The organism is Vibrio sp. 10N.261.55.C5 (assembly GCF_041470505.1).
Lineage (GTDB): Bacteria > Pseudomonadota > Gammaproteobacteria > Enterobacterales > Vibrionaceae > Vibrio > Vibrio crassostreae_C.
Genome location: NZ_JBFRMS010000083.1, coordinates 1 through 11966, shown reverse-complemented (window position 1 = coordinate 11966; position 11966 = coordinate 1). Strand labels below are relative to the sequence as shown.

Here is an 11966-nt window from a genome sequence, read left to right as displayed (position 1 = left end):
TTATGTCTCTATTTAAACTCGACAACGTTATTCAAAACTACGCATGGGGAAGCAAAGACTCCATTAACCAATTGTTTGGTATTGTGAACCCAAACCAGGAACCTCAAGCAGAAATTTGGATGGGTGCTCATCCAAATGGTTGTTCAAAGGTAGGCGATACCGGTGAATCGCTTTCTCACATGATTGATGAAAACAAAATCGATGTCTTAGGCGGATACACGGCGGCTCGTTTCGGTGAATTGCCTTTCTTGTTTAAGGTGTTGGCCGCTGAAACACCGTTATCGATTCAGGTTCACCCGAACAAGCGAAAATCAGAATTAGGTTTTGAGCGTGAGAATGCACTTGGTATCCCTTTGAATGCGTCTAATCGCAACTACAAAGATCCAAACCATAAACCTGAGTTGGTTTATGCGTTGACCTTCTACAAAGCGATGAATGGCTTTCGTCCAATCGACGACATTATTGCCTTGTTCGAAGAAGCGGATATTCCTTCGTTAGCGATTGAGCTTAATGTACTAAAAGCCAATGCCGACAGTGATTCTTTGAAGTCGTTCTTTAGCGCCATTATGTCTCTTGAAGGTGACCGCAAAGCGTCTGCGCTTAATGAGCTTTATGCTGCACATGCGCGACCAGCCAAAACGGTCATGGGGCGTGAAGCTCTTCAATACAGCATCGAATTCAAACAGCATTATCCAGGTGATATTGGCTTATTTGCGCCATTAATGCTTAACACGGTTGAGCTGGCGCCCGGTGAAGCGATGTTCCTGTTCGCAGAAACCCCACATGCTTATGTTCAAGGTACGGGTTTAGAGATTATGGCAAACTCAGACAATGTGCTGCGTGCCGGTCTCACTCCCAAATATATCGATGTCCCTGAGCTTATCGACAACACAATCTTTGAGCCGATTAAGCCAGAAGATATCCGCCTTAAGCCTGTATTGAAAGAGGGCAAGATGAGTTATCCGATTCCAGTGGATGACTTTGGCTTTGATATCTTGTCTGCGACTGATGAGAGCAAGTCACAGTATCTACGTAGCGCGGAGATCTTGTTCTGTGTGGAAGGAGAGGCGACCGTCACTTCAGAAGGGCGGTCAGTTTCTCTTAAGCCCGGAGAATCGGTCTTTGTAAGTAGTAATTCAAGTGTTTACCAATATCAAGGGAATGGCATTTTGGCTCGTGCTTTTAACTAGTGCCCCCGTGCTAGCGATCAGCAAAAGAAATGTCAGAGTGCCACTGTAAAGTGGTACTCAATATTGGATTGATGGTTGTTACCTATCTGTCTTTGACAGTCATGATTATTGACCATACCCGCTACTCTGGCGGGTTTTTTCATTATTAGAATGAGCAGATATAAGCGTGTAGAAAAGACAAACCCTGCGATCAGAGCAGGGCTTTTTATTGAATTAGTACTGAGTGACTGGTTAGGCAATGTGCGTCATTTTATTAAGCACAAAGGCTTCAATACAACCTTCAGTCGCAGCCATGTAGTCAGCGATGTGTTGGCTCGCTAAGTGTTTCTCTAGATGAACTTCAGACTCCCAGTTCTCATGAAAAACGAAGTGAGCAGGGTTACTGTTATCTTGGTGCAGATCGTAGTTAATACAGCCGTCTTCAACACGGGTTTTATCGATCAATTTAATCATCTCAGCTTTTACAAGCTCAGTTTTGTCTTCTTTAGAGACGATCGTTGCAATAATAGTCAGTTTGCTCATTTTCAATTCCTTCGCTTTAAACTCGGTAAGTTTAAGTAATATAAGAATAAATTTAGAATGAAGAAAGAGTTCTGAAATCCAATAACTATGGTTCTTACCATCCACAATTCAAACTCGAGAGCATAGGGCCAGAGCCGAGTAGGTTATGCTTATTAAAAAAAGCCCTAATAGCAATATGAGGGCTTTTGAATAAGAATCAAACTGTGTTGTTACTGGGGTGTTAAGCGTACTGTTTTAGCTTAAGCGTATTGCTCAACCGTCATTGCCCAATTTTTCTTCTGTTGTTCGAAATTCATTTTGATTTGCTGATAACGAACCTTAAGAACAGAGTGTTCGTACTTCTTCACAACGTCTTCGCGCTTGCTTTCAAGTAGCTGTTTTTTAACTTCGTAATATTCGTTCATGTTTGATACTAGAGCATCAAACTCTTGTTGAAGCTTCTCTGCGATTTGTTGCTTGTCGGCACGATGCATGATTTTTTGCTGGGTGCGTTTAAGTAACATTGACGCTTCAGCTTTCTCAATACGAGCTTGAGGGGTTTTCTTAAGCTTACTTGCCAGTCCCATCAACGAAGCACTCTTAATCAACCATTTTGTTGGATCGTATTGCCACCAGTAGATGCCGTTACGGTAGTCGTTCTCAAAGATGTGGTGGAAGTTGTGGTAGCCTTCGCCGAAAGTGAGTACTGCTAACACACCGTTATCACGCGCTGTGTTTTTGTCAGTAAAAGGTTGGCTACCCCAGATGTGAGCAAGAGAGTTAATAAAGAATGTTGTGTGGTGGTTAAGTACCAAACGAACTGCACCTACGATTAACAACATGCCAATCACGTCACCGTAAATCACGCCTAAAGTGATAGGAACACCGAAATTCATTAGTAATGCTAACAGAACATAGTGCTTGTGCTGCCACATAACAATCTTATCTTTTTTAAGGTCACGGCAGTTTTCGTAGTTTTCGTACATTGAGGTGCTGTAATTACGAACCATCCAGCCAATGTGTGAGTACCAAAATCCACGTTTTGCAGAGTATGGGTCTTTGTCGTTGTTATCGACATGCTTGTGGTGAACACGGTGATCAGAAGACCAGTGTAGCGCGCTGTTCTGCAGGGCAAATGCACCACCTAATGCAAACAGGAATCTTAGGCTTGAATGCGCTTCAAACGCTTTATGTGACCATAAGCGGTGATAACCTGTCGTGATTGAAAGGTTACAGAACGTAAAGCAGATTGCTAGCCATATCCAGTGCTCCATGCCATAGCCAAAAAAGTAGCCATAAACGGGAGCCGCTACAACAGCAAGCAGCATACTAAAAGAGAACACAAAAATATTGAGCCAGATTAATGGCGGCTTTTTTGTAGATTGTTTGTCGGCACTATTCATTAGCAAATTTCCATTGGGCTTACATCTGTGCGCTAGAATATCAGCGTACACGTGTAAGTCAATATTGAAAGTGTAAACGTGTATTAGTATGTTTTGCTTAAATATTGTATAAAGGTAGTGTGAAATGTAGTAGCAAGTCATAAATGGAAGTACTAAGGGCTAATAAATGGAAATTAAGGTAGCTGAATATAAAGATTATGAGCGGATTGCCCAATTACACGCGGATAGCTGGAAGCTATATTACCGTGGCATTCTTGCTGATGATTACCTAGAACATGATGTTTTGGAGGACAGATCTGTTATTTGGCAGACTCGTTTGATTAATCCTCCTTTCAACCAACATGTTTTATTGCTTGAGGAAGGCGGTTTACTGGTTGGTTTTGTCTGCGCGTTCGGTAATCACAACTTTGAGCGTGGTACGTTCATCGATGCGTTACATGTAGATAATAATTATCGTGGACGAGGTGTAGGCAAGCGTCTGTTGTCTGAATTGTCGAAGTGGTTGCAGCAATACTATTCGGACTCAGGGCTTTACCTAGAGGTGATGTCTGAGAACCACCAAGCGATTGCTTTTTATCAGGCGATTGGTGGCAAAGAAGAACTAGAGCAAGTTTGGAACGCACCATGTGGCAGCCAAGTGAATGAAAAAGTGATTTCTTGGAGCTCTCCCGTTGAACTTGAACAGAAAACAGCGAGCGTTGTGTATTCTTAGTCGATTCTTGTTGAATACTGTTTTTTTGCTGAGTAGCAGGTTCTTAACGAAGCTATTTTAAAGCAGAAGAACAAAGACAAAAGCCCCGAGTATTAAGTTGCTCGGGGCTTTTTTGATTGAATTAGTGGTCGTTTTAATGATTCGCAAAGATGCGTGAAATATTGGGCGATTAATCACACCATGTGATCTTATTCCTACCGCCTTTTTTCGAAATGTAGAGTGCTTGGTCAGCGTCGTCGATAAGCTGCTCGACAGAACCAAGGGCTTGATGGGCATGTTTCACACCGATTGAAATTGTTACTTCTAATCTAAGGCGAGTAGGGGATTCTAAAAGGGCATTAACCAGCGATTCAATTGCAGCCTCGGTTTCTCCTTGGACCAGCACCAAAAACTCTTCACCGCCGTATCGAAAGCAGTTACTGCTAGTCGGTAGTCGTTTTTGAATCTCATCGGCCAGTTCTTTAATCACCATGTCACCCATTTGATGGCCGTAGGTGTCGTTAATCGATTTGAAATGATCAATATCTATCATGAGCGATGTAATGGATCGCTGACGGTCTATGCTCGGTTCTATCACCTGATGAAGATAAAGGCGGTTGTAGCAGCCCGTTAGTGCGTCTTGATAGGAAAGGGCCTCGAACATATTAGATTGCTTGCGAAGCTGAATCGCTTGTTTGCGGAGTTGCTCGGATTGAGCGAAACGTTTGTGTACTTCCAGGTCACGTCTAACACAGGCCGCTGAGATTAGGATGTAAGCCGAGATATAAACGGAAATTGTTTCTATTTCATGCTCTGGCTCCGCTTCATAAAGCAGTGGCGCAAGGCCGATGAGATAAGCCAAAAAGATAAACGACAGCGTAGATATACTGTATCTGGCTGACAATCTTGAAAACGTACCAATGTAGATCATCACTAAAATGATGCCACCTTGGTAATCGAAGTTGTTCAGCTCGATGGCTAGTCGACCGATATAGACCAAGAAAAGTGAGCTAATTACAAGGAAGGCACTTTCTACGAGTTTCAAAACGTTGGGTTTGTTTGTAATACAGTATCTGGCGGCGGCCATCATCAATAAAAAAAGTATGACTCGGAAAATGATAGGCGTAATGCACTCGCTACCAAAGTGGATGTAGTCGGTGACGATAAAAGCACAGAATATTGAGATAGGGATGTAGATGAAATTTATGTACGGCAAATAAATTTCATTATCGAAATAGGTTTTAAATCTTTGATTCTTGAACCCAGAATAAGAGCGCATTGAGAAATTAGCCGAGATTGATACACAATAATTTGCGTAGTATGTCACAGTCTTTGGGATTGTAAACGACCATTTCTATAGATTTGTCAGTATGTTAGCTAGATCAACAAACGGTAGCGGGCAATATTCACGCTCTATTATCGATAGAGCGTGAATATCTAGAGGCTGGTGTAAGAGTGGTAAACAGAAATTAAAGCAGATTATAAAAACTAATCGCGATTAACGCTTGTTCTTCAGGTAACGCTTACGACGCTCTTCTTTTTTCTTAATCTGTTGTTCCACTTTCAGCGCAGCCGCTTCTTCAACTTCGATCAGCTCTTGTGTGATCATTTCTGGCAACTCAAGCGTTACCTTACCTAAAGTGCCATTACGCAATTCGTGAAGCAGGATTTCTGAACATTTGTGAATGTCGATATGACCACCGGCACGAAGTGCACCACGCTTACGGCCAATCGCTTCCATCAGTTCGATGTCAGACTCTGGCAGCTCTTCAATTTGGTAACGCTCTTGCAAAAGGTTAGGGTACTGCTTTGCTAGGTATTCTACTGTGTAGAATGCCACTTCATCGTATTCCATTGCTGTATCTTTTACAGCACCTGTTGCAGCCAAGCGGAAGCCACTGTGTGGGTTTTCTACTTTAGGCCAAAGGATTCCTGGAGTGTCTGAAAGGATCACGCCATTCTGCAGGTTGATACGTTGTTGACGACGAGTTACCGCAGGTTGGTTACCAGTAACCGCAATCGTACGTCCAGCCAAGCAGTTGATGATGGTCGATTTACCCACGTTCGGGATGCCCATGATCATTGTACGAATGTTTTTGCCCATCTGTTCACGGTGCGGTGCCAGTTTACGTACCAGCTCCATAACGTGGTTAACTTCTTCTTTTACGCTAGTCGTAATCGCAATCGCTTTAACGCCTTGCTCCTTCTCGAAGTGCTCAATCCAACGTTGAGTCAGTTCAGGATCTGCAAGGTCACGCTTGTTCAGCACTTTTACACAAGGCTTATCGCCGCGCAGTGAAGAGATCATTGGGTTTTCACTACTGAACGGGATACGAGCGTCCAGTACTTCGATGATCACATCAACTTGTGGGATAACTTCTTCGATTTCTTTGCGGGCTTTATGCATGTGACCCGGAAACCATTGAATAGACATAGAGATAAACCTTGATAAATATATTTGCTGCACATTGTAAGGGTTGGATGATACGTGTAAAGGTATATCTATCCCGACCTTCAATGAGCTCAGTGAGTTTGCTTGAAGTATAGGCGACTTGGTGATGTTTATTTAGCTGATGATTGACCTATTGAAGGTGGGAGCCGCTAATCTTGTAAAGCGTAAAAAGCCGCTATGTCTTTCAAATCTTGATCGTTAAGCTTACTTAGTTGCGCTCGCATCATATCCGCGTAATCGCCCTGCCTATCTCCGGTTTGATACGCTTTCATTGTATTAAAGAGATAGGTTGGATCTTGGCCAGAAAGCTTAGGATAGGAGTTATTAGTCGATTGACTGGTAGGGTTATGACAAAAAACGCAGCTTGGTGATTTAACTTTACCTAGTTCAGCGTCGCCAAAATCAGAGGCATGAAGGTTAGAGGAAAGAGCTAGCAATATTAGAGCGAAGGTTGGGTAATGCACGTTTTTACTCCGGTAAAAACATGATTATAAAGCTTCCCCTAAGGGGAAGCTCAAGTCTTATTTGTTCTGGGTGAACATTTAGTATGGCTTAAAGCGCATTTTCCAACTTAGTTAGGAAAGTAGCGATGTGTTCTGAACTGATATCTCTATGAGTAACAAATCGAACAGGATTCCCTGGTGACATCGTAATGCCTTGTTCGCCCAGTTCGCGTGCGATTCGGTTGATATCCACAGACTCATCTAACTTAGCAAATACAATGTTAGTTTGAATAAAATCAGGGTTAACAGAAAAACCTTCTAGCTTGCTTAACCCAATCGCTAGGTTTTTTGCGTTCTCGTGGTCAGCTTTAAGTTGAGTAACGTTCTCTGTTAAAGCCATTTTACCTGCAGCGGCAAGAATACCTGCCTGACGCATACCGCCACCCACCATTTTACGTAGGCGGCGTGCTTTGGCGATGTACTCTTTACTACCAAGTAGCAGAGAGCCAATCGGAGCACCTAAACCTTTAGATAAACAAATCGTCATCGAATCGAAGTGTTGTGCGATCTCTTTAATGTGAACGTCTAACGCGACTGCCGCATTGTATACGCGTGCACCGTCTAAGTGCATCTGTAAACCATGTTGGTTTACGAACTCACGAGCTTCCGCTAGGTAAGACATTGGCAGCACTTTACCATTGATCGTGTTTTCTAAACTAAGAAGCTTGGTACGAGCAAAGTGGCTGTCGTCGGGCTTAATCGCAGCGGCAAGCTTTTTAAAGTCTAAAGTACCGTCTGGGTTATTCTCGATTGGTTGAGGTTGGATAGAACCAAGGACCGCAGCGCCGCCAGCTTCGTATTTGTAGTTGTGCGCCTGCTGGCCACACAGATATTCATCACCACGCTCACAATGCGCCATTAAGCCAAGAAGGTTGGCTTGTGTACCTGAAGAGGTAAACATTGCCGCTTCAAAGCCTGTCTCATTTGCTGCCCACTGTTCTAGTTCGTTGACGGTTGGGTCATCGCCATAAACATCATCGCCCACTTCTGCGTTTGCCATTGCGTCACGCATAGCTTGCGAAGGTTTAGTTACGGTATCAGAACGAAAGTCCATGTTTCTCTCCTAGAGTACTTTAGGTAGCCATATAATTGGCTATAGATGGCCACATAGTTGGGCTTTACTTAAACAAGCGATAGTTTTGGTATCAGTGATTTGATCGTGTCGTATTTTATCGTGCAGTTCTTCTAAACTCAGTTCGATCACTTCTATTACTTCATCGTCATCGCATTCAAAGCGGGTAGTGAGGCTTAAGTCTTTTGCGACAAACAGATGTTGTATCTCATCACAGAAGCCAGCCAAAGGGGTGACTTGCCCCAAGCTTTGAAAAGAAGTTGCACTGTAACCTGTTTCTTCTTCCAGTTCGCGTTGGGCACATTGAAGAGGTGTCTCATCTATTTCCATCGTGCCTGCGGGTAGTTCCAAAAGCCATTTCTTTAGAGAAGGGCGGAACTGGTTAATGAGGATGATTTTTCCAGACGAAGTGATAGGAAGAATAACTGCCGCGCCAGGGTGATTGATTGTTGTATGTTTTACCACGACGTTCGTAGGGAGCGTCACGTTCTCCTCTATGAGAGAAATACTTTTCCATTTATGGATAACTTTACTCATGCAGTCTGGCCACATTCCTTGCCAATTTTTCGTATAACGGAAGACGTGCACCACCATAACGTCTATGGTGTCGAAAATAAAAGAAAAATTAGGTTTCGTATTAGATTTAGTTTCACGCCGTTCGTGATGTTACTCTCATAATTGGAATCTATGATTGCGCCAAAATTACCGACGTAACCATCTGATATAAATGCAACTCAATAATAAAATGCACTTGTAACAAAGCGCTAACAAATGTATAAAAACAATTCTACACTCTCAACTGTTCAAAGATTTTCGGAGTAACGCATGAACCCTTCTATTTCTTCACATGCTGACAAGGCGCTACTCTCTGAAAGAATCAATAAATTAGCGCATGCTCTGTCTGATGGTGTCTACGAAAGAGAAGACACCATTAAGCTTTGTTTACTGGCTGCTTTGGCTGGTGAAAGCGTGTTTCTATTAGGCCCTCCGGGCATCGCAAAAAGCCTTATCGCGAAACGTCTCATTCAGGCTTTTGATAACAGCAGCTATTTCGAATATTTGATGACTCGTTTCTCTACTCCCGAGGAAGTGTTCGGCCCACTAAGTATCCAAGAATTAAAAGACAACGGTCGTTACGTAAGACTAACCGAAGGCTACCTACCAACTGCACAAGTCGTCTTCCTCGATGAGATCTGGAAAGCCGGCCCTGCAATCCTAAACACGCTACTTACTGTCGTTAACGAAAAGACTTTCAAAAACGGCAGTGATATTGAACGTGTACCGATGCGTCTACTAGTATCGGCATCCAACGAACTTCCAGACGAAGACAGCGGCTTGGAAGCACTTTATGACCGTATGTTGGTACGCGTGTTCGTGAACCGTATTCAAAACAAACAAAACTTCAAATCGATGCTGACGACGGGTACTTCTCAAGAAGCGGTAATTCCAAAAGGTTTGGCGATTACGGACATTGAATACCATCAATGGCAGAAAGAGCTCGATAAGCTGGAACTGACAGACAATTCGTTTGATAAGTTGTTTGAACTAAAAACCATGCTTGAAGAGACGGTTAAGAAGCAAGGCTCTGCTTCAGAGTCAGAATTGTATGTATCAGACAGACGCTGGAAGAAGGCCGTTAAACTATTGAAAGCGAGTGCGTTCTTCAGTGGTCGCGATAGCGTGAACCCGCTGGATATTATGCTTCTGCAAGATTGTTTGTGGCATAGCCCAGAATCACGTGATGTGGTTCGTAGCGTGGTGAAAGACTTTGCATTGAACCGAGCGTTTGATCAACAAGAGTCGAAAGCTCAAATTGAAATGTCTCGTGAAGAGTTAGAAGAGATTCAAGACGATGTTGAATCAACGTTGTCGGTGTCACTTTCTATGGAGTCAACTAGTGGCTTGTTGCGTAAAGATGTTTACCAGAATGACATCAAGAACGCGAAAATGTACAGCGTGGGCAGTGCTTACAATCTAGTGAAACTGGTTATGCTGCAAAGCAACATGTCGGTTTCTGAATCTGAGAAAGGCGATAGCCGTTGGGTATACGTAGCCAAAGACGATTTTGATCGTGTTCTTAAAGAAGGTCACGGTGATATTTACGGTTACGTAAACGAAAATAAAAACCTATGCCGTTTAAAACTCGACTTGGATGCATCAAACCAATTAGTGATTAAAGACATCGCCAATCGCTCTGTATTGGTGAGTGTGGTTACTACTGACGGTTTAGACCAAGAACTGTACAACAAGTGGTTGAGTGGCGCTGAGAAAGCCTTAGAACAGTTAACTGAAGCTGAATTCAAGTTAAAACGCGTTCGTACTGAATTCCATGATGCATTACCTCATAACTATATTGACCCTGATTTACCAAAAGCGATGGAAGCAAGTTTGCAATCGGTAACGCAAGATCTTGAAACCACGAAAGTGAAGAGTGCCAAGATCGCTCAGCGTATTAAGTTTATGAGCCAGTACTTCGAGTAAGAGGAGAGCATATGTTAGGAGCAGACGGCTTAAACCTCGCTTTGATGGTAGCTGATTCCGGAATCATTGATACCGCGATGAATGATCTCATCGCTCGTTCTCAAGTCATGATGGCTGCAGAGAACAAAGGTGTGAAAACATCAGTGAAAAACCACTTAGTCAAATGGCGCGGTAAAGTAAAAAAACGCGTCACCAAGGTGTGTGAAACTGATCGATTCCAAGAGGAAATCGCCCTTTATCAAGAAGTGATTTACTGGGATGAACCTCAGTTCTTTGATGAGATAGACAGTGTTATCAAAAAGCTCGAGTGGCACTCAGCGTTTTATCTACAAGCTCGACGCCTTATGGAGAACAACAAGGGTGTTTATAACGCGATGTTTCCACACTACTTTTGCGACCAATGGTACCAATCACTTTCTGATGCGATTAAACAAGCTCAAGTAACTGAACTTGAAACAAGCAAAGAAAAAGTCTTAGCCGATCTTTATCAGCGCATGGAAACCATGAAAAACATGGATAAAGTGACTGAGTCGGGTGATGAAGGCAGTGTAGGGCGCTTGTGGGACATGGCTTCTGCCAAATTAAGCAAAACAGACCTTACCATCATGAAACGTCATGCTGAGTTCTTGAATAAGCACAAGGGCTTGCAAGAGATCGCTGAAAAGCTAGGCCGTATGGCTGGTGAGGAAGATGATCCTTCGCTACACAAAGCCCCTGTAGAAGAATTGCAGGTGGTTGAAGAGAAAAGCGATGAAGCGGTCGATGATATTGTCGGGATTCATGAAAGTGATGACCTTAACAAGATGCTGCCAAACGAAACCATGTTCTTAGCTTATCCTGAACTTGAGGTTATCTTTTACAAGCACTTGGCCGACAAGCGTTTACTGAGCTATCGCTCGCAAGGCAAATCACGCACGTTACGCAAAGTGAAGGCGCAAAAACCAGATAGCAAGAACATCGATATTGAAAAGGGCCCGTTTATAGTCTGTGTGGACGCTTCGGGTTCTATGAGTGGTTTCCCTGAGCAGTCTGCTAAAGCAATGGCTTATGCCTTAATGCAAATTGCTCTTGCAGAAGAGAGAGACTGTTATGTGATTCTTTTTTCTTCTGAGCAGATTACCTATGAGTTAACAAGGCAAGATGGCCTACGTGAAGCGAGCGACTTCTTAAGTTACTCATTCCACGGCGGTACGGATTTGGAACCTGTTCTCATGAAGTCGATTGACCTAATGACTGGTGATAAATACAAGAATGCCGATTTAATCGTACTTTCTGACTTTATTGCGCCGAAACAATCAGACGAAATGATTGCTCAGGTTGAAAAGTTGAAAGAACACAAAAACCGTTTCCATGCGGTTAGTCTTTCTAAGTATGGCAACCCTCAACTTATGACTATGTTTGACCACTGCTGGGCGTATCATCCGAGTCTTGTCGGTCGTTTTATGAAGAAGTGGTAGCGCTAGAACATCTTGTTTAACTCGATTTTGCTGTGTGTTTTTTGATTAAAGAGATCGAACATGCAGCAATTTGATTTAAATGTCAGCAAACGGAATTTAAATTCACTTTTTTGTTTGACTATCTCCCCTCAATCCGTAAAGTAGGCACCCGAACACAGCGGTGCGGCTTACTTAAGTACCTAAAGTGTTGAATTAAAAAGGCGCCTTGGCAGAGTG

General features: G+C 43.1%; 11 protein-coding genes. 4 read left to right on the top strand and 7 right to left on the bottom strand.

The features are described 5' to 3' along the window. The first annotated feature begins 2 nt into the window (after positions 1 to 2). Positions 3 to 1190: a mannose-6-phosphate isomerase, class I gene (manA, locus tag AB4263_RS22435; protein WP_017070588.1), complete on the top strand. Its 1188-nt coding sequence runs from the start codon at positions 3 to 5 to the stop codon at positions 1188 to 1190. Positions 1191 to 1421: 231 nt separating this feature from the next. Here the strand turns inward: manA and AB4263_RS22430 are convergent, their stop codons facing one another. Then, complete coding sequence (locus AB4263_RS22430) at positions 1422 to 1712, bottom strand: putative quinol monooxygenase (RefSeq protein WP_102428841.1); 291 nt, start codon at positions 1710 to 1712, stop codon at positions 1422 to 1424. A gap of 239 nt (positions 1713 to 1951) precedes the next feature. After that, the gene (locus AB4263_RS22425) at positions 1952 to 3094 is read right to left on the bottom strand and encodes a fatty acid desaturase (RefSeq protein ID WP_102320780.1); all 1143 of its coding nucleotides are present in this window, start codon (positions 3092 to 3094) and stop codon (positions 1952 to 1954) included. A gap of 166 nt (positions 3095 to 3260) precedes the next feature. Here AB4263_RS22425 and AB4263_RS22420 point away from each other — a divergent pair, with 166 nt between their 5' ends. Then, positions 3261 to 3806, top strand: coding sequence for an N-acetyltransferase (locus AB4263_RS22420; RefSeq protein ID WP_017062600.1), 546 nt, complete (start codon positions 3261 to 3263; stop codon positions 3804 to 3806). A gap of 169 nt (positions 3807 to 3975) precedes the next feature. Here AB4263_RS22420 and AB4263_RS22415 read toward each other — a convergent pair whose 3' ends face one another. The 5 genes from AB4263_RS22415 to AB4263_RS22395 form a co-directional block, all read right to left on the bottom strand. Beyond that, a complete protein-coding gene (locus AB4263_RS22415; RefSeq protein WP_198594324.1) occupies positions 3976 to 5001 on the bottom strand; it encodes a GGDEF domain-containing protein in 1026 nt (341 codons plus the stop codon). A 282-nt stretch (positions 5002 to 5283) separates the two neighbouring features. Continuing rightward, complete coding sequence (gene ylqF, locus AB4263_RS22410) at positions 5284 to 6219, bottom strand: ribosome biogenesis GTPase YlqF (protein ID WP_372098932.1); 936 nt, start codon at positions 6217 to 6219, stop codon at positions 5284 to 5286. A 167-nt stretch (positions 6220 to 6386) separates the two neighbouring features. Beyond that, positions 6387 to 6701: a cytochrome c gene (locus AB4263_RS22405; protein WP_017069125.1), complete on the bottom strand. Its 315-nt coding sequence runs from the start codon at positions 6699 to 6701 to the stop codon at positions 6387 to 6389. Positions 6702 to 6789: 88 nt separating this feature from the next. Further along, complete coding sequence (ltaE, locus tag AB4263_RS22400; RefSeq protein ID WP_372098931.1) at positions 6790 to 7794, bottom strand: low-specificity L-threonine aldolase; 1005 nt, start codon at positions 7792 to 7794, stop codon at positions 6790 to 6792. A 39-nt stretch (positions 7795 to 7833) separates the two neighbouring features. Beyond that, complete coding sequence (locus tag AB4263_RS22395; RefSeq protein WP_017062564.1) at positions 7834 to 8349, bottom strand: NUDIX hydrolase; 516 nt, start codon at positions 8347 to 8349, stop codon at positions 7834 to 7836. 288 nt (positions 8350 to 8637) lie between these two features. Between AB4263_RS22395 and AB4263_RS22390 the strand changes: the two genes are divergently transcribed. After that, positions 8638 to 10293 carry an ATPase RavA domain-containing protein gene (locus tag AB4263_RS22390; protein ID WP_017067123.1) on the top strand — a complete coding sequence of 552 codons (1656 nt, stop codon included), beginning with the start codon at positions 8638 to 8640 and terminating at the stop codon, positions 10291 to 10293. Between the two features lie 11 nt (positions 10294 to 10304). Then, entirely contained in the window at positions 10305 to 11750 is a 1446-nt protein-coding gene (gene viaA / locus AB4263_RS22385) for an ATPase RavA stimulator ViaA (RefSeq protein ID WP_017064542.1), read from the top strand. Positions 11751 to 11966: the final 216 nt, after the last annotated feature.